The sequence below is a fragment of the Rhizobium sp. WYJ-E13 genome (assembly GCF_018987265.1).
GTDB lineage: Bacteria > Pseudomonadota > Alphaproteobacteria > Rhizobiales > Rhizobiaceae > Rhizobium.
Genome location: NZ_CP076853.1, coordinates 1,837,962 through 1,860,922, shown reverse-complemented (window position 1 = coordinate 1,860,922; position 22,961 = coordinate 1,837,962). Strand labels below are relative to the sequence as shown.

The following is a 22,961-nucleotide window of genomic DNA, read 5'->3' as shown; positions in this document are numbered from 1 at the left end:
TGAACAGTTGACTCTCCAAGTTTGCCTACCTACTAGTAGGAAGACAGAACAAGGAGCTTGTCATGCAGAACCAATCTTCCCCGCAATCGAGCTGGTTGCGATCCTACTATTTCGTCCGTGCGCTGTTCTCAATCGGCTGGATCATTGCTGCCGTTCTGTCGGCCACGGTGTCCGGCAGCCAATCGGCGGTCGCCTCGGTGCTGCTCGTCATCTATCCGGCCTGGGATGCGGTGGCGAACCTCGTGGATGCCCGCTCGAATGGTGGCCTGAAGGCGAACCCGGCCCAGACGTTCAACGTCGCCGTTAGCACCATCACCACGTTCGCCGTCATCATTGCCGTCCTCAACAGCACCTATGCCGTTCTCGCGGTCTTTGGCATCTGGGCGATCTTCTCCGGCCTGCTGCAGCTTTCGGCGGCGGTGCGGCGCTGGCGCGTCTACGGCGCGCAATGGGTGATGATCCTCAGCGGCGCGCAATCGACGCTCGCCGGCGGCTTCATGATCGGCAAGTCATTCGCAACCACGCCGCCCAGCATTCTCGACATTGCGCCCTATGCGGGATTCGGCGCGTTCTATTTCCTGCTGTCGGCCGTGTGGATGACGGTTGCGGCCTATCGGAAAGCGGCTGTGCAGGGGTGAGAAGCGCCGGCCGTGCGGGATCATTCCTCATGAAGGCGGCTGCTGTCGAGCGGGTGGATGCCTACCTCCGATCCGGACGCGGGCGGCGCCCTGATTTCACCCGCCGTTCAGCCGGCGGTCGGCAGGCCAGCTGCGAGCATTGTAATAGTTGTTGTAGACGCCATCGAAGTGGAGTTTCACCGGTTGGCTTGCATAGCGATTTCTGAACCGCTTCACGGTGTCTGCTTCCTGAAGGAACTTGCAGATCGCCTGCCGGAATTTCCAGCTTTTGGCTTCCTTCGGCAGACGTGACAGCCAATGATTGCTCGGTCGACCGAGAGGACGACCGGGCACGAGAGCCCATCCCGAAGGCAGGATCTTCTGGGACATGACTGCGATGAACTGATCCAGTTCCAGAGGCGTCGCGAACAGCAGATCGACCCCGTTGAAATGCACGTCGAGCAAGTACCAGATTTTCCGTTGCGAAAGGAAAGGGTGGACTACACGGCGGGGGTTCATCGGCTGTCCGCTCGGTGTGTTTTCCCGCACCCATCCATTCCATCGCGCGCCCGCCCATCCACTGATCGGCGTTTCGGGAAATTCATGGCTGTAAAATATCTTTGCAGATTTCATGCCGGCACTATGAAATCAGAATCGGTCACAATCAACCGGTGGTGACGGAGGCCGTCATCGCAACTGCTTCTTTCCGGGGTGGCAAAACCCGCCCTCTGCGCTTAGTCTCACACCACCCCACCTTCGGCCGCCATTTCCCGCGCCGCGGCCGCACCGTCACGAGGATACCATCATGAGCACTATCGAAGCCGTCGCCGAGGAGGCCAAGGGCTGGCGCCGTCATATCCACCAGAATCCGGAGCTGCTCTTCGACCTGCCGGAAACGGCGGCTTTCGTGGCGGGCAAGCTTGCCGAGTTCGGCTGCGATGACATCACGACAGGGCTTGCAAAGACCGGTGTCGTTGCCGTCATCGAGGGCAAGAAAGGCCCCGGCAAGACGATCGCGCTTCGCTGCGACATGGATGCGCTGCCGATGTCGGAGCAGACCAATCTTCCCTATGCCTCGAAAAATGCCAACCGCATGCATGCCTGCGGCCATGACGGACACACCGCCATGCTGCTTGCCACCGCCAGGTGCCTCGTCGAAGACAGGGATTTTTCCGGCAAGGTCGTGCTGATCTTCCAGCCGGCGGAGGAGGGCGGCGGCGGCGCGCGGGTGATGATCGAGGAGGGGCTGCTGGAGCGTTTCGGCATCGACGAGGTCTATGGCATGCATAACGAGCCGGGCCTTGCGATCGGCTCCTTTGCCACGCGCGCAGGCCCCTTCATGGCGGGTGCCGACCGTTTCGTCATCACCATCAACGGCAAGGGCGGGCATGCGGCCTCGCCGAACATGACGCGCGATCCGCTTCTCGTCAGCGCCCATATGGTCACGGCGCTGCAATCGATCGCCTCGCGATTTACCGATCCCTTCGACCCGGTCGTCGTCTCCGTCACCTTCTCGGAAGCCGGCAACGACAAGGCGCTGAACGTCATCCCCGCCTCCGTGCGCCTCGGCGGAACGATCCGCACCATGCAGCCGGAAACGCGGAAGGCCGTCGAGCAGCGGTTCCGCGAGATCGTGCATGGCACGGCGAAGCTCTTCGAGACGGAAGCCGAGATCGACTGGCGGCCGGGCTATCCGGTCACGGTCAACGATGCCGGCAGGACGTCGGCGATCGTTGCGGCGGCTGCAAAGGTTGTGGGCGAGGGGCGGGTGGACGCGGCTTACGAGCCGTCGATGGGGGCGGAGGATTTCTCCTACATGCTGGAAAAGCGCCCCGGCGCGATGATCCTGATCGGCAATGGGGACAGCGCGGGTCTGCACCATCCGGCCTATGATTTCAACGACAAGGCGATTGCGCATGGGGTGCGCTATTGGCTGTCGCTGGTCGGGCAGGAGCTTGGAGGACGGTAGGGGATTGCGGCTGGTTCGGTCCTGATGAAAGACGGCGCCCCAAACCCCTCCCCCTTGCGAGGAGGGTTGGGGAAAGAGGGAGTGCCACACGGGCGAGCAGACTGCAGCATTCACACCGCCTGAACGCTCTTCACCACGCCGGTCCTGTCGATGACGCAGGCGAACTTGCGGCCGGAGGCATCGAGATCGACGCTGAAGCCGCCGGCTTCGACCGGGCGGGAGCCTGTCGGCAGGATTTTCGCCCTGTCGAGGCCGGCCTGTTTGGCGGCGGCATCGGCGCAGAGCAGCTGCAGGTCGGCGGGGGCTGTCTCGACCGCCGTGCGCGACATCTGGTCGGGCGGCGGAGCCGACTGGCAGGCCGCGAGTGCCGCGATCGAGCAAAGGAGCAGGGCCGGATGCGGCCGGCTCTTCAAGGACATGTGCATATCTTTCCCCCGTTTCAGACGCCCTTATAGAGGGCCGCGCCCTGCATCAGGACAATGACCTTCGCGCCGACCTTTATGCGCGAGTGCAGATCGATGATGTCGTCGTTGTTCATGCGAATGCAGCCCGACGACACGTCGAGGCCGATCGACCAGGATTCCGGCGTGCCATGGATGCGGTAGATCGTGTCGGCATCGCCGGCATAGAGATAGAGCGCGCGGGCGCCGAGCGGGTTGTCGGGGCCGCCGGGCTGTCCGGCCGCCCATTTGGCGGCATTCGGGTCGCGGGCCACCATCTCGGCGGGCGGTGTCCAGGTCGGCCATTCGGCCGTGCGCCCCACGCGCACGATGCCGGCCCAGCCGAAACCTTCGCGCCCGACCCCGATACCGTAGCGGATCGCCTGGCCGCCAGGCTGCACCAGATAGAGGAAATGCTGGTTGCCGTCGATGATGATCGTGCCCGGCTCTTCCGCCGTGCGGAAGGTCACGACCTGCCGGCGGAAGGCATCCGGAACCTGCTTGTTGCGGGCGAAATATTTACGCGCCGTGTTCTTGTCGTAATCGACCCACTTCCTGGTCTTCGGATCGTAGATCTGCGTGCCGGCCGCAAGGGCGACATAGGCGGCGAGGGTAAGCGCCAGCGTGGCCAGCGCAGCTTTCTGCAAGGTCCGGCTCATGGCTTTGCCCACCCCTTAACGCGGGCGGCATTCTCGGCCACCCATTTTTCCGCATAGTCTGCCGGCGGCTGGCGCTCCACCTGCAGCGCGTAGGTCATCATGGTCACTTCCTCGGGCGTCAGGTCGACCTTCTCCAGAAAGGCGGCGACGTCAGCATGTTTCTGACCGAAGGAGGCCGACCAGCCGATGTGGAATTCGGAGGGCGGCCAGGCGGTATCCGCCTTCGAATGCTCGATCCAGAGGGGATCGCTGCCGGGCGCGATCTTCCATTGTGCGGGATCGTAGGCCGGCTCCTCCAGGCGCGTCACCTTGTGCAGTTCGAAGACATTGTGCGGCGCGTAGCAGGCAAAGACCATCGGCCGGCTGGTGGCGACGGCCGCATCGACGGCGGCCATGCCGACATCCTCTTCCGTCTCCACGAGGGCCAGATTTTTGGAGTAGCCATAGCTCAAGGCGCGGATGCGCTCGATGCTCGCCGAGGTCCAGGTGGCAGCGCCGATCCAGAGCTCGCCGCGGCCATCGCCATCGGTGTCGAGCAGTGCGCCTTTTTGCGGGTCGGACAGGTCCTTGATGCTTTTGATGCCGGCCTTTTCCGCGTCTTCGGTGGCACACAGGCCCTGCCAGGCGGGAACGGCGCGTTTTGCCAGCACCACCGCCTTCTTCGCATCGACATATTTTTCGATCGCCGCATCGAGGTTCGGCCGCCAGACCTCCGGATGGATATCGAGTTCGCCGGTTTCGAGCGCGGCGAAGGCATTGAGTTCTCCCATTTCGCGCAGATCGGCCTCGAGGCCGAATGTCTTGCCGATCGCGACCTTGAGGATATTGGCGGTTGCCTGGCCGGACGGCCAGTTCGGTACGGCGATGACAAGATCGGCGGCCTGGACGCCATGTGCGGCGCCCGACAGGATAAAGGTCATCGCGGCAAGCATGGCCGCGGCATGAAGCCGATGTCGCTGCGGATTCTCTTCCTGACGATGTCTCACAGAAACTCCTCCCGCTCCCCAGCTGGTTGAAGTGCTAAGCACATCACGCGCATGGCGGGGAAGTACGTTACCGTAAACTCCGGCGTAAATTCGTAGGGCGAGGTGTAATGGGAGTGTGCCGGCTGGCGCTTCGCCGTGGCACACCCTCCGCTACTCGCGTCTCGCCCCAAGTTGCGACTTGCCCCGAATCCGCGAATAAGGTTTCGTGGCCGCATTTCAGCAGGACCCCAGCACGCCCATGTTTTTCTTCGCAAAGATTTTCTGGATCGTTTCCCAGCCGGTGACGATCTGCTTCCTTCTGATGGCGCTCAGCGTGCTCCTGATGCTCTTCTCCTTCCGCCGGCTCGCCATCGCCGCCGGGCTGGTTTCGCTCGCGCTCGTTTTCGTGAGCTTCTACACCACATCGGGCGCGCTGATCGTGCAGGAGCTCGAAGACCGCTTTCCGCGGCCGGCTGCACCCGCCGATGCCGCCTGTGTCATCGTGCTCGGCGGCGGTATCCCGACGCAGGTCGACGGCGCGCGCGGCGGCTACGATCTCGATGACGGCGGCGATCGCTATATCGAGACGGTGCGGCTTGCAGGCCTCTATCCGAATGCGAAGATCATCATGTCCGGCGGCGATGGCAGCCTCGAAGGTGTCGCCATGACGGAGTCGGATGTCATCCGCCGGATGTTCAATGATTTCCATATCGATCCAAACAGGGTCGAATATGACGCGGAGTCTCGCGATACCTATGAAAACGCCATCAATACCAGGGCGATCCTGCAGCGGCTGAACCTCAACCACTGCCTGCTCGTGACCTCGGGTTTCCATATGCCGCGCGCCGTGGCGATCTTTCGCAATCTCGGCATGGACGTCACTCCCTGGGTCGCCGATTACCGCACGACCGGGAAGGAGGGCCTGAAGGTGACGGTCGCCTATCCGCTCATCAATGCCGGTCTTCTGAGCACCGGCGTGCGGGAATGGATCGGAATCGTCGCCTACTATTTCGCCGGTCGTGTTGCGACGCTTTACCCGCAGTGAGCCCGCGGGCTCAGAGAATCCCTGAAAAACTCGTGCCGCCCGCCGACGGTCCGCTTTTGCTCGCATCGGAACATAGCTATATGTCTGCGCTGACACAGCCGGTTTTCGGTGCAGGCGTTCGGCGCCGGGGAGTACGATTGAGAATATTGATCATCAGCCGCAAGGCGGAAGAGGTGCGGCGGAGCTTCCAGATCCGCCAGATGGCGGCACTCGGCCTGTCCTTTGAGTTTCTCGACGCGTTCGAAGCCACCGACCTCACGGCCGAGGAATGCCAGACGGCAGCCAGCAACTGGCCGAGCCCGACGCGGCGGCAGGATATTGCCTGCTTCCTGTCGCACCGCAATGCCTGGCAGGCGGTGATCGCGCATGGCGCCAAAGTGCTCATCCTCGAAGACGATGCGGTGCTGTCTGACGATATCGCCGCCGTCCTCGCCACTATCGAAGCCCGCAACGATGCCTGGAACAGCGTCTACGACCTCGAATTCGCCCCGCGCCGTCATATCCTCAATCGCAGGCCCGCCTGGCAGGACACGGCCGGTCGTTTCGGCGCGAGCCGCGTCTATCAGAACCGTGTGGGGCTCGCAGGCTATATCATCGGCCCCGAGGCGGCGCGGCGGATGCTTGCGGAAACCACAAGCTATTCCTTGATCGATGCGCATTTCTGGCACCGCTCATGGCTTGCCGCCTACCAGATCGAGCCGGCGCCGGTCATCCAGCAGCGGTTTCTGGAGGATGAGGCCGAGAGCGCCGACTTCGTGCGCCCGGAAAAGGATCTGGTCTTCCTGCCGCTCAGCAAGGTGCGCAAGGTCGCGCGCCGGCTGGAGCTCGAGAGCATCAAGGCGAGAAACCTCGTTGTCGGCCTGTTCCTGGGGCAGAAAAGGAATGTTCGCGTCGATCGCTCCAGGTTCAAGGCGGGGGCGGTGAAGTCGGCGTAGCTGGGCTGCTGTTTATGAGGACGGGAAATGTATGGCATTTCGATCAGAGCCGCAGGCATCGCCGACGCCCAGTCGATTGCAGACTTCCATGTGAAGGTTTGGCGGCACACTTACGCAACGCTTGCGCCAGTTGTGGCCCATGCGACGCTCGACGAAGCCTATCGCGGTCAGCGCTGGCGCGAGAAGCTCGTGTCCGCTGACGTCGACCAGATGGTACTGGTCGCGGAAGCGAACGGACAGATCGTTGGAATCGGCGCCGCTGGCCGGCCTTCGGAGCCGATCTTTGGGGATCGCGGCGAAATCAAATTTCTCTATGTTGATCCGGGCAGCCAGCGCCGCGGTATCGGCCGGATGCTGCTTTCGCGGCTGACGGAGCATCTCAAGGCGAGGGAGTTTCGAGGAGTTGCGCTCGGCGTCGTGAAGGGGAATGCGGCGGCGATAGCGTTTTATCGGGCGCTGGATGGCGATCTTGCCGGCGAATTCATCGATCCCGGCCCGATCTGGCGATCGGAAAACCTCGTCTTCTTCTGGGATGATATGACGCCGCTCATTGCCTGATACGGGCGGCCTTTCAGGTATGGATATCGAGCTTGTTGACAAGCTGCGGCAGCCATATTCACCTGATGTTGATGAGGTGTCCTGGCGTGATGTCTGAAGTTTCCGTCAATATCGAACCTGCGCTGCAGCACGAAGTCTCGGTGCTTCTGTCGCAGTCGGATTCTGTAGCCGCAGCGCTCTATCCGGGTGAGTATCGTCGACCGATCACCGCGGAGTCGCTGGCAAAACCGGGATCGCATGTCCTCATCGCGCGTCTCGCTGACAGGGCGGTCGGACTTTGCGTGCTGTTTGAGCGAGGTGACGGCACCACGGAGCTTAAGCGCATGATCGTGGATGCCGGTGTGCGGGGTGCTGGTATCGGTGTGGCACTGCTTCGGCGAGCGGAAGCTCAGGCCCTGACGCTCGGAGCACAGACCATGCTGCTCGAAGTTGGAATACGCAATATCGAAGCACAACAACTGTATCGCCGCGGCGGGTATAAGCCATGCGAGCCTTTTGCACCTTATACGGCGACACCCATAAGCCTTTTCATGAGGCGGGAGCTGATAGAGGCCGTATCAGGACGATAGTGGAGTATCGCCGTCTAACATGGGAGAGGGACGAAACGGGTAGTGTGGCGGTACAGCTATCATTGACACCCGGCCCCATATCCCGTATCTCCCGGCCTATGCCAGTCCTCTGGCCGTAAGCGTTTGACGTCAAGCAACGCACTTATCGATCCTCGCCGGTCGGAGTGCGTTTTTTTGTGCCCGTCGACGAGGAACAGCCAGGAGGTTTTCATGGCTTTCCGTCTTACCGGTGATCGCGAGCAGGCAAGGCTTTACCTGCTGACCGCGATCCTCTTCATCTCCTATCTCTGCGTTGCGATCGCCCTTCCTGTCGTGCCTATGTTCGTGACCGGTACGCTCGGCCTCGGCAATGGCTGGGCGGGCCTTGGCGTCGGCATTGCCTTTCTCGCCACCATTCTCACCCGCGGTTATGCCGGCGGGCTTGCCGATGGCCGGGGCGCCAGGCTCGCGGTGCAGCGCGGCCTGCTTTTCTATGCGGCAGGCGCGCTTATCTCGCTCGCTTCCGGGCTCTCGCTGCAGGCGCCGGCTGCGGCTTTCGCCATTCTCGTTGCCGGGCGGCTTTCAATCGGGCTCGGCGAAAGCCTCGTTGCCGTCGGCGTCATCGCCTGGGGCATCGGGCTCGTCGGGCCGGGGCGCTCCGGCCGGGTGCTGGCGCTCATCGGGGCGGCGATCTACGGCGCGCTTGGACTTGGCGGCCCTCTTGGACTGCTGTTGCTCGATAACATCGGCTTTGTCGGCGCGATGGCTGTCAGCGCCGTGCTGCCTCTGCTGGGGCTCGCCGCAATCCGCAGCGTGCCCACCGTTGCAGCCCATCCGGGCAAGGAGCGCCCGCCGCTTGCCGCCGTCATCGGCCGCATCTGGGTGCACGGGCTGATCGTCTGCCTGCAGGGCATGGGCTTTGCCGCGATCGGTTCCTTCTTTACCCTCTATTTCCGCGATCTCGGCTGGGATCATGCCGGTCTGGGGCTCACCGCCTTCGGCAGCGGCTTCGTGCTGGTGCGCATCCTCTTCGGCCACCTGCCGGATCGCTATGGCGGGCTTTCGGTCGCCGTCGTGTCGTTGGCGGTGGAGGCTATCGGCCAGTTGCTGATCTGGAGTGCCGCCGATCCCACCATCGCGCTCATCGGCGCCTTCATGACCGGCCTCGGCTGCTCGATGATCTTTCCCGCCATGGGGCGTGAAGTCGTGCTTCTCGTGGCACCGCATCTGCGCGGCACGGCGCTTGGGGGATTCTCGGCCTTCCAGGATCTGGCTTATGGGCTGACCGGGCCGCTGGCGGGTGTGCTGGCGGATCGGGCAGGGTATGGCAGTGTCTTTCTCGTCGGTGGGGTGACGGCGGTTTGCGGGTTCATCGTTGCCGTGATGCTGCGGCGAGGGAAGGTGGTTGCTGCGGGGTGACAGAGCCTTCCTGCCCATGGAGGTGAGGACGCATCCCCACCTCCATCATCTCCCTGCTTGTCACTGTTGTCGGCATCTTCTCATAATATCGAGGCGCGTTGCTCGCCAGGCGGTGAGAGCCGATCTTGTCCAGCTGCCGTAACGACCCATCTCCTGACGGTCACAACCGGGAACACGATCCATGCCAAGACAGATCCTCTTCATCCAGGGCGCCGGCGAAACCACCCACGACCAGTGGGACAACAAGCTTGTCGACAGTCTCGCCCGCGAACTTGGCGAGGCCTATGCCATCCGCTACCCCCGCATGCCCGATGAAGCGGACCCGCATTATCAGGCCTGGAAAGCCGCTTTGCTGAAGGAGTTCGAAACCCTCGAAGACGGCGCGATCCTGATCGGCCATTCGTTCGGCGGCGCGGTGCTTCTTCACACGCTTGCCGAAGCCTGGCCGGCATTCGAGCCCGGCGGCGTCATCCTCATCGCGCCGCCCTTCATGGGCGAGGGCGGGTGGGAGAGCGATGAGATCGGCGGGCACGACGACTTTTCCGAAAGCCTGCCGGAAGGGTTGCCCGTGCTCATCTATCACGGCAGCGATGATGACACCGTGCCCTTTGCCCATATCGAGGCTTATGCCAGGGCCATCCCGGATGCCGTCCTCTGCTCGCTGCCGGGGCGCGATCACCAGCTCGACAACGATCTCGCCGACATCGCCAAGGATATACGCGCGCTGGCCGTATAGGCCGGCAGACCCGCCCATTCCATCACCCAACCATCGGCATCGCATCCTCCTGCATCCTCATCCGCGAGGAGCGCATCCATCAGGAGGTCATTGGCCGATGAACATATTCAGCCTGCGGTTCGATTTCGACGAACTCGTCATCCCCATCCTCGGCCGGAACGACAATGGCCTGCTGCTCTATGGCTCAGCCGAGCTCTCGGGCGATCATGAGGGGTTCAGCGTCGAGGCCATCTATCTTGCCCAGGGCACCATGCTGCGCCCGGCCGGCAATGCCGAATCCGGGCGGCCGGCGCCCTTTGCCGACGAACTCTTTCGGCGCATCGCCGATGTCATCGGGAACGACAAGACGGTTCTCGGCCGCCATGCGGCGATGGAATGGGCCGAACTCGTGGAGCGCCACGGCGAGGCGGCCTGACGTCGTGTGCCGGTGCCAAGGCTCCTGAAAAAGTCTCGGCGATATGGATCGTGATCGAAGATAGGAATAATTTCCTTGATTGTTGTCGGCATAGGCGGGTACAACCTTATGACGGCAGCGATACCAGAAAGGGAGTTTTCCATGCAGGCCTGCCCGCTCCAACGGAGCGACGATACGGAGCTCGTCCTGCTCTGCAGCGAGCTGCACGAAGCGGCAATGTTTGCGGAACTGCGGCTGAAAGCGATGCCCGACTATGCCGATACCGTGGAGGAAGCGGCTGCCATCGAGGCGATCCTGCAGCCGGGTGAGGTGATCGCCGACCAGATCCTGTGTCTGCAGGCGGCGACATCGGGTGGGGCCGAGGCCCGGCTGCGTGCGACGCTCTGGAAGCGGGGCGAATATATCGGAACCTATCTGGGTGAAGGATGAATGAGGCCATCCCCGCACTGCCTGTGCTGACGGCGGCAATCCCCAAAACAAAAACGGCGCCCCTTGCGGAGCGCCGTCGCCTGCTTAAAGCAGTCAAGTCAGATCAGAAGGCCTGGATGTTAACGGCCTTCGGGCCTTTGCCCATGCGATCCGGCTCGGTGTCGAAAGAAACCTGCTGGCCTTCGCGGAGCGACTGGATGCCGGAAGCCTGGAGAGCGGAGATATGGACGAAAACGTCCTTGGCGCCGCCTTCCGGCGTGATGAAACCAAAACCCTTGTCCTGGTTGAAGAATTTTACGGTGCCCTTGGTGGCCATAGGGATAGTCCTTTTTCCCATGTCTGGTTAGTTTATCCGCACCCCCGGCGGTGGGGAGGCGGACGGCTTTAGCTTTCGCGTATCGGCCCTGGAAGCCGGACGCGAAGGGTCAGTCGAGACGTCACGTACGGGGAAAGAACATCTACGCGCATGGGTGTCACCCATGCCGCCAGACCGGAATTGGCGCTCCGGCAAGGCATTACCACTTCAGTCCAGTCACCGGCATGCGAAATGCCCGAGTGTCGCAGTTCGTGCCAGCATTTCGGGCAAAAAGCAAGCGGCAATATTGTGGCATGGTTTTTTGCGTTGCGGGAAACGGTGACGATTCAAGTGGTTGGCAGAGTGTTAGTATATGCTGATGCGCGTGTATCGTTGTGGGACGCGACCGGATTTGCAACCTGAGGGCGGCCGGCTGCCAACTTCCGGATGACAGGCTTTCCAGGCCAGTGCATTTTACGGTGAGCCGCAATGCACAAGACCGAGGATGAGCAGCGGAAATCGAACACGTTAACCCTTCACCTGTGGGAAAATCTGCCGCGTTCCACAATTTCGTCCCGAGCGGCCGCAATTATGGCAGGGTGTTTCGGGGCTTGATGCGGTGGCCGCCTGCGGTTAGGTCTCGGAGGGACGAAGCAGTGAATGAAGGAAGTGCCGGCGTGATCGATCCCTATGCCATGCTCGGACTGGAGCGCGACGCCACCGGCGAGGCGATCAGGCTTGCCTGGCGCAAGGCCGCCAAGGGTGCGCATCCGGATGCCGGCGGCGATACCGATCATTTCAACCGGCTGCAGATCGCCTATGAACTGCTGCAGGATCCGGTGCGCCGGCGCGTCTACGACGATACCGGCTACGATCCGCAGCTTGCCGACCCCAAGGACCTCGAAGGCGTGCTGATGCTGGAATCGCTCGTCAACGAGGTAATCCTCGACGAGCGCGAACCCGGCAGCTTCGACCCCGTCGCTGCCATGCGCCGCAAACTCTCCGACGATATCGTCAAGAGCCGCTTCCATATCCTCGAGCTCGAACGCCACCGCGCCCGCGTGCGCAAACACATAGACCGTCTCGGCCGGCGGCCGGAAACCGACGTGCTCGGCTCCATGATGCGTGCGCGCAGCGAAGCCATCGCCGATGCCATCCGCAAGACGGAAAAGCAGATCGCGACGATCGAGCATACCTATACGATGCTCGAAGGGTATTCGTATGAGGTGGAGATTCTGGGGCCGGTGGAAGAGGTGGATTTGGCGGAGCCGCAGCGCGGGGAGGCTGCGGAGTAGGGGGGCGCCGACTTCTCCTAATTGAGGCCAGAGCACCGGGTCGTGCGCCTCTCCGCCGCATTTTCTTGACCCGACAATCCGTCAGTAAAGCGTCCTCTTGTACGCATCCTCAAGATCAGCATCCATCCTGCTCTGCTCATCCTTGTCGTCTGGCGCGCCTGATGTTTCGTCCAGAATGATCTTCACAAGCGAGGGCATCTCGGCGCGATCCTGGCGATGCTCGGGGCTCCACAGGTGAGAGCGCCGGAATGCCTTGGCGCAATGCATGAAGACCTCGTCCACCGTGACCACGACAGCGAGTTTGGGACGGCGATCGTTGACGCTCATGCTCTCCAGAAGGTCAGGATCCGTTGTCAGAACGGCGCGTCCATTCACGCGCAACGTGTCGTCGAAACCCGGGATCATGAACAGCAGCCCGACACTCGGATTGGCGAGAATATTCACCAATGTATCGAGACGGTTGTTGCCGGGCCGGTCCGGTATCGCCAGCGTGCGCTCATCGAGAATCTTGACGAAGCCGATAGGGTCGCCACGCGGGCTGACATCGGCCTTGCCATCGGGGTTCTGCGTGCCGATGCACAGAAATGGCGAGCGCCGAATAAACTCCTGCGCGTGCATGCCGAGGGTGCCCCGACACTTCTGTATCGCCAGGGTATGCGTCGCCTCGAACAGGCTTCGCAGAGATTGCTCATCCGCTATGGCAAATTCCGGATTGAACGTGAACGCCATCGTTATATTCCCCCCTCGAAATTGAAATGATGTACGTACATCAGATTTGATATCGCAGATTGTCGTTGCAATCAAGGTGGATCGACCGTGCGAGGGGGCCGCTCGCACCGGGTGGCCGAAGCATGAACGGGTCTTCCCAAGAAAAAAGCCCGGTGGGGTTTCCGGGCTTGAGATCAGGTGATGGGCGTGGCGGCTCGTTTCCGCCCCACCTCCTTACGCGGCCTTCTCCTCCGACGCGTGCAATCCCGGCAATATAACTTGATTGAAACCTGCCGCACAGCTCGCGCAGGAATTGAGCGGGGGAAAACCTATGGAAATTGGCTGGGAACAATCACCATCATCAGCGGTTCCCCAAGTGTCGATCATTGATCTAACCAGGAGAATACCAATGCGTATGAAAATTGTCGCAGCCTCGCTGCTCGCCCTCGGCATGGCCACGTCCGCCTTCGCCCAATCCAACCCGGCCCCGACCGGCACCACGATGGACAAGAGCACCGTCGATTCCGGCGGCGGCGCGGGCGTCAAGGCCAAGAAGCCGATGGCGACGGACAAGACCACGACCGGCAGCACGAGGATGGGCAACATGAAGATGGATAAGCCCGACTGCCCCGACCACGCCAGCAGCAGCGGCACCGGCCCCGGCAAGCTGCAGACCCAGGGAGGCACCAGCAACGCCACCCCGATGGACGAAGCCTGCGCGGCGCACAATAACTGATCGCGGTGTGGGGTGAGAGGATGCCCGGTCATCGTGAGGTGGCCGGGCATTTTGCGTGCGGGCAGGTCTGCAGCGGGCTCGGCGGATGAGTAAGCGCGGGCGTGCTTCCCTATCGTCCCTCATTCCCTCCTCGTGCCGGCACGAGGGATGTCACAGGAATCCAGCAGCCGCGTGTCCACGCGGCGGCTGTTTTCTAAGAGTCTTCTCGGCTTGCAGACGCAAGCCGACTGGATTCCTGTGACAAGCACAGGAATGACGGTAGAGAGGAGGGAGCGTCGGTGCCACAAGAGAGCTTTGTGCAGGAGGGCAGGTCTTGGTGGAACGCACGCGGCACAGCTCCATGTAGTGCCTGGAGCGATGATGGAGAGGCGGGCACACCCTCTCCTCCGTCATTCCTGTGCTTGTCACAGGAATCCAGCCGGCTTGCGTCTGCAAGCCGAAAAGACTCTTGAAAAACAATGCCGAAATACGCCACTCTTCAACCATGAAAGGTTACGTCTACATCCTCGCGTCAAAGAGAAACGGCACGCTCTATACTGGCGTGACGAGCGATCTTCCAGGTCGTCTGTACGAGCATCAGAACGAGCTGACGCCGGGCTTCACCTCGCGATATGGCGTCAAGACGCTCGTCTGGTTCGAGGAATACGATCTCGTGACTGCGGCGATCACGCGGGAGAAGACGATCAAGAAATGGCCGCGGCAATGGAAGCTTAATCTAATCGAGGAGAACAACCCGGAATGGGAGGACATTTCCTGGCACCTGATGGGACTCTGATTGTTGCAAGCGTGAGAGTCTTTTCGGCCTGCAGACGCAAGCCGGCTGGATTCCTGTGACAAGCACAGGAATGAGGGAGGAGAGGGACAGCCGGCGTACTACCTTCCGACTCAGTGCCGACGCTAAACCTGCATAACAACTCCCCATGGCAACCCACGAATATCCCGCTATGCTCATCCCCGACACCAAAACAGCTCCGGGGAGCACACCGCGCGTGCCGCATATCTACATCGTCACCGATTGCGAATTCGATGGCCCCATACCGGGCACTCACTCGATGCTCTCCTTCGGCTCCGTCGCCGTTTCCGAGACCGGCCAGATGCTCGGCGAGTTCGAGGCCGTGCTGCAGCCGCTGGAAGGGGCCGGGCGCGACCCCGTGACCATGGCCTTCTGGCAAGCCCATCCGCAGGCCTTCGCGGCGGCGACCGCCAATCCCGAGCCTGCTGCCGAGGTCATGGCGCGCTTCACCGCCTGGGTAAGATCCTTCGGCGCCGAGCCGATTTTCGCCGCCCATCCCGTCGCGCTCGACGGACCCTGGATTGATCATTACCTGAAGCGCTTCACCGGCCGGCCGCTGTTCCAGGGGCCGTGGATTGCCGATCGGCTGTTTCGGCATCCGCCGCTCTGTATCATGTCGATGGTGGCAGGAGTGACGGGCCGCAGCCCTTGGGAATGCGATATCGCTCATTATCCGCGCGAATGGCTCGGCAATATCGAGCACACGCACCGCGCCATCGACGATGCCCGCGGCTATGCCAATCTCCTGCATTTCCTGCTGACGAGGCGCGAGCCCGGCGGCGGCTACCGGCCGCTTCTGTCGTAAGGTAAGGGCGAGGGCATTTCGATCTTTCCGTTGACAGAAAAATTCTCTATCACTCTGTTTTCACACGATTTCCGGCGCAAAGCCGCTTTTGCGGAATCGCTCAACCAAGCCGCATCAACCCCGCTTCGGTCGGCCTGAAGCCGCAGGCGCGGTAAAAGCCCTGAAGATGCGGTTCGAAATCGACATGCAGCCATTTCGCCCCGCGCTCACGGGCGATCCGCACCGCCTCCTTCACCAGTTCAGTCGCAATGCCCTGCCGGCGCAGATCCGGATGCACACACGTATCGAGAATGAAGGCATGGATGCCGCCATCCCAGGCGACATTGACGAAGCCGATCAGCCTGTTCTCCTGATAGGCGCCGAGATGGGCCAGGCTGCGCGGCAGGATACGGGTAAAATCCGGCGGCTCTGATGTGCCCCAGGCGACGGCCCAGAGCGCGGCGAGTTCGTCGGGCGGGGGGAAGGGGTCGATGCGGATGTCTGGCATGGAGCGGTGTCCGGTCTGGTCGGGCGTTTCTGTTCATGCAAAGTGACAGAAAATGTCGCCGCGAGCACGCTCTGCTAAACACGATCCGATGAGCCGCTTGCGCTGGAGAGAGTATTCTTGCCTCAAATTGCTGATGATGACTTGCCGCAGCGTTTCGAGACGAAAAGCTGCGGCAACAGTGGAGCGATCAGGTCAGGTTCCTCCGAGTGCCGGTCATCGGCTCGCTGGCAAGACCGTCCGCTTCCCTTCGGTCAGTAGCATACTTCGCCCCTGATCGTACGCCCGTCAGGCGCCGCCATCCACTGCCACTGGCAGCGGTCGTAGTCGTCATTGCTGCCGAACAGAAGGGATTCGCGATCTCTGAACCGTCCATCGAAGTGGTCGCGGCCGAAGTGGTCGTGCCCGAACTGGTCGTGACCGAAAAACCCTCCGCCGCGATTTTCGGCGAAGTGGCCCATTCCCATTCCTCCCATGTGCTCGCCTCCGCCATGGCTCTCGCCCCCATGACCTCCTCCTCCATGCGCCAGCGCGGGCGTTACTGTTGCGATGGAGCCAATTGCGAGGGTCAGGGAGACGAGACCCGTTGCTGCGATCTTACGAAGCATAGACATGGTATCTTTCCTATAAAACGGCTCTGTGTAGCCGCCATCAGGATATGTTCATCGAATCTGGTGAATACCTGCCACAATTCAGAGTTTTTGCTCACTTCTTGTCACATCTGCTCACTGCGGTGGGCAGCGGGCGTGATAGGCGGGGATGAGCGGGCGTCATCGCTGGTCCGGGCAGCCATGTGACCGCTGCGAATGGTGCTGGGGTCGATGACGGGCAATGGTGGAACGTAAGGGCAAACCCACCCCCTCATCTCTGTGCTTGTCACAGAGATCCAGTCTGCCCAAGTCTTGGGCAGGGGAGACCTTCTGCTTGTCGTAGGTCAATGAGTCATTCGCCGCGCGGACGCGCGTCGGCTGGATTCCTGTGACAGGCACAGGAATGAGGGTGGAGACGGAATAGGCCGCCCACTCAATGCCGCCATCCGCGTACAAGAATGGCTTCTAAGCAATTTTCCTATTATTGTTAGGCTGACAAACTGCTGCGTGCACAACTAAGTTGGTTTTGTGAGAATAAACTCTGGAAAATTGTAATTTTTTTTCGCGTTGGGCTTGAAAGTTGATAAGTCAAATCTGACATTGGTGGGCATGGGGGTTCCCAGACGGCAAGCGCAGCAATTGGTCTGACCGTTGTTGATGTCCCGGATCACGGTAACGCGTGAGTCAAGTGTTTATACTGTCAATAGGACAGACGGTTAATAGCGCTGCAATCATCAATATTCCGATGGCTCTCCGCTCTCCCGTCTTCCTGGCGATGACGCCGACCATAGTCGACGCAATCTCCACGATGGCAGAATAGCATACTTCGTTGTTTAAGGATGACAGTGGTACTTGTACCATGATTACTGGCGGAGGCAAAAACTAATCCATGCCTGATGGTGTTTTTGCCTCCTCTCACCTAGTCTATGACCTTGATGAGGTAGAAGCTGATTGGGTGCCTCGAGATAAAGATCTTAAGACATATATCCATTTCGATAGAAGTATCTCGGCTTTGAAGCTTGCGCAGATCGCGAACAACCCGAGTGAGGTTGCTGCGAATTCTTTTCTCCCATTGCTGTTGTTCCATGAGGAGTGGACAAAATTCCGGAAAGATGGCGTTAGAAAGCGGAAGATACGGCCAATTAGATTCGCCTCCAGAAAAGATGCTGCGATTTTTGCACGTTATCGGGCGAAGCTCTCGCGATTGTATGAGAGGGAATTGAGAAGGCGGGATATTTCTGATGTCCCGGTGGCCTATCGCAGACTGCCAAAGATCGGTGGCGGTAACAAATCCAACATTGAAATTGCAAGAGACGTATTTTCGTTCGTAAGGGAATGCGGAGATTGTTACGTAACTGTCGTTGATATTAAATCATATTTTGAGAGTTTGGATCATCAACGTATAAAAGGTGTTTGGGAGCGTCTGCTTGGTACGCCGCTCCCCAAAGATCACCTTTCTGTATTTAACGCTGTTACAAGATATTCAGTTGTTGATATTGATGAATTATTCGCTCGCCTTCAAATGCATGGCAAAGGGCATGGAAAGAATAGGGTAGAAAAACGAAGGCGAAAAATTGATACTCTTAGGATTAATGGCTATAAACAGATTTGCACGCCAAAAGAGTTCAGAAATATTGTAGCCGGAAACCAATCTGGAAAAGGTAGCTTAATTCAAAAGAACGGATTTGATTTTGGAATCCCTCAAGGAACGCCGTTGTCCGATTTGATAGCAAACTTTTATCTTATCGATTTTGACGAGGAAATGAATTCTTGGGCGAAGGCTTACGGTGGACTTTATAGACGATATTCCGATGATATCGTTGTCGTGCTTCCGAAAAACGGACTTGCAGATCCAATGGCTGCAAAGCAGGTTCTTCAGAACGAAATCAAAAAATATGGCAGACAGCTAAAAATACAGGACAAGAAAGTCGCTGTGTGTGAATTCCGCAGTGGTGGCGGGAGCCTTTCATTTAGTCACTTATACGGAAAGGCATCAAAAAATGGTCTCGAATATCTCGGATTTGAATTCGATGGCCGGACTGTGAAAATCAAAAATTCGACTTTATCCAATGCTTGGAGAAAGCTGAAAAGACGCGCCTACGGTGATGCGTGGCGGTATGTGAAACGATACCGCGCGAAAGGGAAACTATGGCTGATTGCCAATTACAATCAACAGAAGCTTGAGACGAGATTGCTCCGCGATGTGACCTTCAATCAAGACACGGGATATGAGACCTGGACCTTTTCGAAATACGTAAGTCGATCAAGCAAAGCTTTTATTGGATACAATTCAATCTTCTCGGCTCAAACGCAGAGATATCGCCGCCATGCAAAGTTTGTAATTGCGAAGTTGTTTGATAAAGCCCTGAAATTGTACTTTAAGTAGTATGCCCGCCTGGGATCTAACGCAGGAGGGTGTCGGACGCAGCGGCTCCCTTCAAGGCTTAAAACGCCTGATCATGTCAGGCGTTTATTAGCGACAGAGACACCCCTCTATCACCGCCCCGGCCGCCCGGTCTTATTCTTCGTCCGCCCCTTGCGCCTCTGCTCGCCAGGATCCTCATAACTCCCAACACCCGTCTTCCCACGCACCAGCGGACGCACATCATCGCGCTCCGGCTGGCCCTCAAGCAGCGGCGAAAACCGCTTCGTGCCCATCGACGCTTCCGGCTTCTCCGGCACATGCCCGGTCACCGGCTTTTCCGTCCGGCCCACGGTCATCTCGTCCAGCGTGTTGCGGCGGAAGAGGCTCTTGCCGTCGGCCGGGGTGGCGACGTGGCGGCCCATTTCGTCGAGGTGGGGTTTGGCGAAGTAGGTGGCCTGCGTCGCTTCGACCGTGGCAGATCCTCGGGACGAGCCCGAGGATGACGGAGCGCCGGAGGAGCCGCCGCGGCTCTTGCCTTCCATCGCCTTGGCTTCCTCTCTCGCCAGAGGATCGTCCATGGCGGCGAGTTCCACCGCCTTGAGGCGTTTGATTTCGTCGCGCAGGCGGGCGGCCTTTTCGAAGTCGAGGTCGGCGGCGGCGTCGCGCATGGACTTTTCGAGCGCGTTGAGATGGGCCTGCAGGTTGTTGCCGACGAGGTTGCCGCCATCGGCGAAGCCTTTGCCGGAGGCGCCGGAGATATCGGCGCGGACGTGGTCGCGCTCGTAGACCGAGTCGAGGATATCGGAGATCTTGGCCTTGACGCTTTCGGGCGTGATGCCGTGCTCCTGGTTATAGGCCATCTGCTTTTCGCGGCGCCGCGCCGTCTCGTCCATGGCGCGCTGCATGGAGCCGGTGATGTTGTCGGCGTAGAGGATGACCTTGCCGTCGACGTTACGGGCGGCGCGGCCGATCGTCTGGATCAGCGAGGTCTCGGAGCGCAGGAAGCCTTCCTTGTCGGCGTCGAGAATGGCGACGAAGCCGCATTCGGGAATATCCAGGCCCTCGCGCAAGAGGTTGATGCCGACGAGCACGTCGAAAGCGCCGAGGCGCAGGTCGCGGATGATCTCGATGCGCTCCAGCGTGTCGATATCCGAGTGCATGTAGCGCACGCGAACACCCTGTTCATGCAGATATTCGGTCAGGTCCTCGGCCATGCGCTTGGTCAGCACGGTGCAGAGGGTGCGATAGCCCTTGGCGGCCGTCTCGCGGATTTCGCCGAGCACGTCGTCCACCTGGCTGCGGGCGGAGCGCACCTCGACGGGCGGATCGATGAGGCCGGTTGGGCGGATGACCTGTTCGGCGAAGACGCCGCCGGCCTGTTCCATTTCCCAGTTGCCCGGGGTCGCCGAGACGGCGATCGTATCCGGGCGCATGGCGTCCCATTCCTCGAAGCGCAGCGGGCGGTTATCCATGCAGGAGGGCAGGCGGAAGCCATATTCGGCCAGCGTCGCCTTGCGCCGGAAGTCGCCCCGGTACATGCCGCCGATCTGCGGAATGGTGACGTGGCTTTCGTCGATGAAGACGATGGCATTGTCAGGCACATATTCGAACAGCGTCGGCGGCGGGTCGCCGGGGTCGCGGCCGGTGAGGTAGCGCGAATAGTTTTCGATGCCCTGGCAGGAGCCTGTCGCTTCCAGCATTTCCAGATCGTAGCGGGTACGCTGCTCCAGGCGCTGCGCCTCCAGCAGGCGGCCGGCCTTTTCAAGCTCCACGAGGCGGCCCTTCAGCTCCTCCTTGATGGATTTGATCGCGGCATTCAGCGTCGGGCGCGGGGTGACATAGTGTGAGTTGGCGTAGATCTTCACCGATTTCAGGTCGCCGGTCTTCTGGCCGGTCAGCGGGTCGAATTCGGTGATGGCGTCGATCTCGTCGCCGAACATGCTGATGCGCCAGGCGGCATCCTCAAGGTGGGCCGGGAAGATTTCGATCGTGTCGCCGCGCACGCGAAAAGAACCGCGCTGGAAATCCATGTCGCGGCGTTTGTATTGCTGGGCCACGAGATCGGCCAGCAGCTGGCGCTGATCCAGCCTGTCGCCGACATTCATCTGGAAGGTCATGGCCGTATAGGTTTCGACCGAGCCGATACCATAGATGCAGGAGACGGAGGCGACGATGATGCAGTCGTCGCGTTCGAGCAGCGAACGCGTCGCCGAGTGGCGCATGCGGTCGATCTGCTCGTTGATGGAGCTTTCCTTCTCGATATAGGTATCGGAGCGCGGCACATAGGCTTCCGGCTGGTAATAATCGTAGTAGGAAACGAAATATTCCACCGCATTGTCGGGGAAGAAATTCTTGAATTCGGAATAGAGCTGGGCGGCCAGCGTCTTGTTCGGCGCGAGGATCAGGGCCGGGCGCTGCGTTTCCTCGATCACCTTGGCCATGGTGAAGGTCTTGCCCGAGCCGGTGACGCCGAGCAGAACCTGGCTGCGCTCGCCGGTCTCCAGCCCGCCCACGAGATCGCGGATCGCCGTCGGCTGGTCGCCGGCGGGCTGGTATTCGGAGTTCATGCGGATGGCGATGCCGCCTTCGGATTTATCCGGCCGGGCAGGGCGGTGCGGCGTCCAGATCTTGCCGTTCTTGTGCAGCGGGTTGCCGCTCTCGATCAGCTTGGACAGCGCCTCCACCGTGGCGGTGACGCCGCCTTGCGCCAGATTACCGGCATCCTCAAGCGAAATATCGAGACCCGCGACCGGGTTCAGGCCCGCGGCCGCGCGCGTCTTCGGATCGCTGGACCCGCCGATGGAGACGCCGCGTGCGGTCTTGCTCACCGTCGCCTTCTTGTTGACGCTGACGGCCTCGGTGTGCTTGCGCGCCTCGTTCTCGACCTTCTTGCGGTGCTTGCCCGCCTTGGAGGCGATTTCGCGCTGGCTTTCGACACCGGCGGCCTCCGCATCCGCCTCGAGCTGCTTCACCCAGTCGGCAACGGAGCCTGAGAGGGGAGCGCCTTCGAAAGACGATTGGGGGGCTTCCTCGAAACCGGTCGAGGCGGGGGATTTCTTCGGAGATTTTGCCATGGGCGAAATATGGCTGTTGTCACCGCGAATTGGAAGGGGTGGAGAGTACAAAAGGGAAACGAATGAATCGTTCGGGATTTTGGAATAGTGGGGTGGGATGGGTAGGCGGCGCGCAGCCTTGCTCAATGGCACATTCTCTTTTTGGGCACGAACTCTCTTTGGGCACGGGCGCCAACCCAACCTCCGTCATTCCTGTGCTTGTCACAGGAATCCAGCCTGCCCAAGTCCTTGGGCAGGAGAGACCATTTCCTTCACAGCAAGGAAGTCATAGATCTTACTGACACTTTTGGTGGCCGCAAGAGTCCTTTCGGCTTGCGGACGCAAGCCGGCTGGATTCCTGTGACAAGCACAGGAATGACGGAATCTGGAGTAGCCGTTGGTGCCCAAAGCGAGGTGGGGCGTATTGAGCAACCGATCTTGATTTTATATCTTTAAATATATATTTCTGGGGCGTCCGGAGGTCGATACGCTCTCGGGTTCCGCTTATGCGAATATGAAAGAGATCAGGGTCAGGTTTGCAAGACAGGTCTGGCGATTTGCTTTCGCCTTTGATCCCACGCAGAGCGCCATCATCCTTTGTGGTGGCGACAAGCAGGGCATGAATGAAGCCCTGTTTTACAAACAGCTGATCAACAAGGCCGATGCGCGTTTTGCGGCATGGCTGAAGGGAAAGAAAAATGACTGACTGGAAAACGTTACGCGAGGAGCTTCCCGAGGATGTCCGCGCGCGGCTCGATGCGAAACGTGGGGAAAGGCGTCTGGGCAAGGCGCTGGCGGAAGTGCGCAAGGCGATGCAGGCCACGCAGCAGGAGGTCGCCGCTCGCGCCGGTATGACGCAAAACACCGTTTCCAAGATCGAGAGCGCTGACGATGTCCTCCTGTCGTCGATCGTGCGCTACATGCATTCTATCGGTGGCGGCGTCGAGCTTGTCCTGAAAACGCGTGATGGCAAGGCCAGGCGCGTTGATTTCGATCCAGAGATCTATGTGAAGCAAACGGCATAGTCTGCCATCCCCAACCTGTCCGGGCCGGGGATGCCGTGCCGTGATACGGGGCGTCGGAGGCGTTTGCACTCCCGCAC

General features: G+C 60.4%; 25 protein-coding genes and 1 pseudogene. 17 read left to right on the top strand and 9 right to left on the bottom strand.

The genetic code is table 11. The annotated features are described in order from the left end of the window. The first annotated feature begins 62 nt into the window (after positions 1-62). A complete protein-coding gene (locus tag KQ933_RS09340) occupies positions 63-638 on the top strand; it encodes a DUF308 domain-containing protein (RefSeq protein WP_216758505.1) in 576 nt (191 codons plus the stop codon). Between the two features lie 96 nt (positions 639-734). Here the strand turns inward: KQ933_RS09340 and KQ933_RS09335 are convergent, their stop codons facing one another. Then, entirely contained in the window at positions 735-1,082 is a 348-nt protein-coding gene (locus KQ933_RS09335) for a hypothetical protein (RefSeq protein WP_253958299.1), read from the bottom strand. 340 nt (positions 1,083-1,422) lie between these two features. On the opposite strand from KQ933_RS09335, the gene KQ933_RS09330 reads away from it, so the two are divergent. Next, positions 1,423-2,586: a M20 aminoacylase family protein gene (locus KQ933_RS09330; RefSeq protein ID WP_216758503.1), complete on the top strand. Its 1,164-nt coding sequence runs from the start codon at positions 1,423-1,425 to the stop codon at positions 2,584-2,586. A 110-nt stretch (positions 2,587-2,696) separates the two neighbouring features. On the opposite strand, the gene KQ933_RS09325 is transcribed toward KQ933_RS09330, so the two are convergent. The 3 genes from KQ933_RS09325 to KQ933_RS09315 are packed head-to-tail and all read right to left on the bottom strand — an operon-like array spanning position 2,697 to position 4,617. Beyond that, entirely contained in the window at positions 2,697-3,005 is a 309-nt protein-coding gene (locus tag KQ933_RS09325; protein WP_367882514.1) for a hypothetical protein, read from the bottom strand. 20 nt (positions 3,006-3,025) lie between these two features. Then, positions 3,026-3,685, bottom strand: a complete 660-nt coding sequence (locus tag KQ933_RS09320; RefSeq protein WP_216758501.1) for a L,D-transpeptidase — start codon at positions 3,683-3,685, stop codon at positions 3,026-3,028. Continuing rightward, positions 3,682-4,617: a glycine betaine ABC transporter substrate-binding protein gene (locus KQ933_RS09315; protein ID WP_216758862.1), complete on the bottom strand. Its 936-nt coding sequence runs from the start codon at positions 4,615-4,617 to the stop codon at positions 3,682-3,684. The genes KQ933_RS09320 and KQ933_RS09315 overlap by 4 nt, the downstream gene beginning before the upstream one ends. Before the next feature lie 292 nt (positions 4,618-4,909). Here KQ933_RS09315 and KQ933_RS09310 point away from each other — a divergent pair, with 292 nt between their 5' ends. The 8 genes from KQ933_RS09310 (at position 4,910) to KQ933_RS09275 (ending at position 10,735) form a co-directional block, all read left to right on the top strand. After that, on the top strand, positions 4,910-5,695 hold the full coding sequence (locus tag KQ933_RS09310) for a YdcF family protein (protein WP_216758500.1): 786 nt from the start codon (positions 4,910-4,912) through the stop codon (positions 5,693-5,695). Positions 5,696-5,832: 137 nt separating this feature from the next. Continuing rightward, positions 5,833-6,630: a glycosyltransferase family 25 protein gene (locus KQ933_RS09305; RefSeq protein WP_216758499.1), complete on the top strand. Its 798-nt coding sequence runs from the start codon at positions 5,833-5,835 to the stop codon at positions 6,628-6,630. A gap of 27 nt (positions 6,631-6,657) precedes the next feature. Then, on the top strand, positions 6,658-7,188 hold the full coding sequence (locus tag KQ933_RS09300; protein WP_216758498.1) for a GNAT family N-acetyltransferase: 531 nt from the start codon (positions 6,658-6,660) through the stop codon (positions 7,186-7,188). Between the two features lie 32 nt (positions 7,189-7,220). Continuing rightward, entirely contained in the window at positions 7,221-7,757 is a 537-nt protein-coding gene (locus KQ933_RS09295) for a GNAT family N-acetyltransferase (RefSeq protein ID WP_216758497.1), read from the top strand. A 210-nt stretch (positions 7,758-7,967) separates the two neighbouring features. After that, positions 7,968-9,155 (top strand): arabinose transporter, encoded by a 1,188-nt coding sequence (locus KQ933_RS09290; RefSeq protein ID WP_216758496.1) that lies wholly within the window; start codon positions 7,968-7,970, stop codon positions 9,153-9,155. Positions 9,156-9,336: 181 nt separating this feature from the next. After that, positions 9,337-9,891: an alpha/beta fold hydrolase gene (locus KQ933_RS09285; protein WP_216758495.1), complete on the top strand. Its 555-nt coding sequence runs from the start codon at positions 9,337-9,339 to the stop codon at positions 9,889-9,891. A gap of 97 nt (positions 9,892-9,988) precedes the next feature. Further along, complete coding sequence (locus tag KQ933_RS09280) at positions 9,989-10,306, top strand: hypothetical protein (protein ID WP_216758494.1); 318 nt, start codon at positions 9,989-9,991, stop codon at positions 10,304-10,306. A gap of 141 nt (positions 10,307-10,447) precedes the next feature. Beyond that, positions 10,448-10,735 carry a hypothetical protein gene (locus KQ933_RS09275; protein WP_216758493.1) on the top strand — a complete coding sequence of 96 codons (288 nt, stop codon included), beginning with the start codon at positions 10,448-10,450 and terminating at the stop codon, positions 10,733-10,735. Between the two features lie 103 nt (positions 10,736-10,838). On the opposite strand, the gene KQ933_RS09270 is transcribed toward KQ933_RS09275, so the two are convergent. After that, the gene (locus tag KQ933_RS09270; protein ID WP_007818490.1) at positions 10,839-11,051 is read right to left on the bottom strand and encodes a cold-shock protein; all 213 of its coding nucleotides are present in this window, start codon (positions 11,049-11,051) and stop codon (positions 10,839-10,841) included. 674 nt (positions 11,052-11,725) lie between these two features. Between KQ933_RS09270 and KQ933_RS09265 the strand changes: the two genes are divergently transcribed. Then, on the top strand, positions 11,726-12,325 hold the full coding sequence (locus KQ933_RS09265) for a J domain-containing protein (RefSeq protein WP_216758861.1): 600 nt from the start codon (positions 11,726-11,728) through the stop codon (positions 12,323-12,325). 81 nt (positions 12,326-12,406) lie between these two features. Here the strand turns inward: KQ933_RS09265 and KQ933_RS09260 are convergent, their stop codons facing one another. Then, positions 12,407-13,054 (bottom strand): pyridoxamine 5'-phosphate oxidase family protein, encoded by a 648-nt coding sequence (locus KQ933_RS09260; RefSeq protein WP_216758860.1) that lies wholly within the window; start codon positions 13,052-13,054, stop codon positions 12,407-12,409. A gap of 388 nt (positions 13,055-13,442) precedes the next feature. On the opposite strand from KQ933_RS09260, the gene KQ933_RS09255 reads away from it, so the two are divergent. The 3 genes from KQ933_RS09255 (at position 13,443) to KQ933_RS09245 (ending at position 15,367) form a co-directional block, all read left to right on the top strand. After that, the gene (locus KQ933_RS09255; RefSeq protein ID WP_216758492.1) at positions 13,443-13,769 is read left to right on the top strand and encodes a hypothetical protein; all 327 of its coding nucleotides are present in this window, start codon (positions 13,443-13,445) and stop codon (positions 13,767-13,769) included. A 484-nt stretch (positions 13,770-14,253) separates the two neighbouring features. Further along, positions 14,254-14,544, top strand: coding sequence for a GIY-YIG nuclease family protein (locus KQ933_RS09250; protein ID WP_216758859.1), 291 nt, complete (start codon positions 14,254-14,256; stop codon positions 14,542-14,544). A 214-nt stretch (positions 14,545-14,758) separates the two neighbouring features. Further along, positions 14,759-15,367 carry an exonuclease domain-containing protein gene (locus tag KQ933_RS09245; RefSeq protein WP_216758491.1) on the top strand — a complete coding sequence of 203 codons (609 nt, stop codon included), beginning with the start codon at positions 14,759-14,761 and terminating at the stop codon, positions 15,365-15,367. 100 nt (positions 15,368-15,467) lie between these two features. Here KQ933_RS09245 and KQ933_RS09240 read toward each other — a convergent pair whose 3' ends face one another. Both KQ933_RS09240 and KQ933_RS09235 read right to left on the bottom strand, forming a co-directional pair. Next, positions 15,468-15,854, bottom strand: a complete 387-nt coding sequence (locus KQ933_RS09240; protein ID WP_216758490.1) for a GNAT family N-acetyltransferase — start codon at positions 15,852-15,854, stop codon at positions 15,468-15,470. Between the two features lie 251 nt (positions 15,855-16,105). Next, a complete protein-coding gene (locus KQ933_RS09235) occupies positions 16,106-16,465 on the bottom strand; it encodes a hypothetical protein (protein ID WP_216758489.1) in 360 nt (119 codons plus the stop codon). 865 nt (positions 16,466-17,330) lie between these two features. Between KQ933_RS09235 and KQ933_RS09230 the strand changes: the two genes are divergently transcribed. Next, positions 17,331-18,827, top strand: a complete 1,497-nt coding sequence (locus KQ933_RS09230) for a reverse transcriptase domain-containing protein (protein WP_216758488.1) — start codon at positions 17,331-17,333, stop codon at positions 18,825-18,827. Positions 18,828-18,937: 110 nt separating this feature from the next. Here the strand turns inward: KQ933_RS09230 and uvrB are convergent, their stop codons facing one another. Further along, complete coding sequence (gene uvrB, locus KQ933_RS09225; protein ID WP_216758487.1) at positions 18,938-21,880, bottom strand: excinuclease ABC subunit UvrB; 2,943 nt, start codon at positions 21,878-21,880, stop codon at positions 18,938-18,940. A gap of 442 nt (positions 21,881-22,322) precedes the next feature. Here uvrB and KQ933_RS09220 point away from each other — a divergent pair. Together KQ933_RS09220 and KQ933_RS09215 are read left to right on the top strand one after the other, a co-directional pair. After that, positions 22,323-22,565: pseudogene (locus KQ933_RS09220) on the top strand (type II toxin-antitoxin system RelE/ParE family toxin); the annotation flags it as partial. Then, complete coding sequence (locus KQ933_RS09215; RefSeq protein ID WP_216758486.1) at positions 22,558-22,884, top strand: helix-turn-helix domain-containing protein; 327 nt, start codon at positions 22,558-22,560, stop codon at positions 22,882-22,884. The pseudogene KQ933_RS09220 and the gene KQ933_RS09215, both read left to right, overlap by 8 nt. The last annotated feature ends 77 nt before the right edge of the window (positions 22,885-22,961 follow it).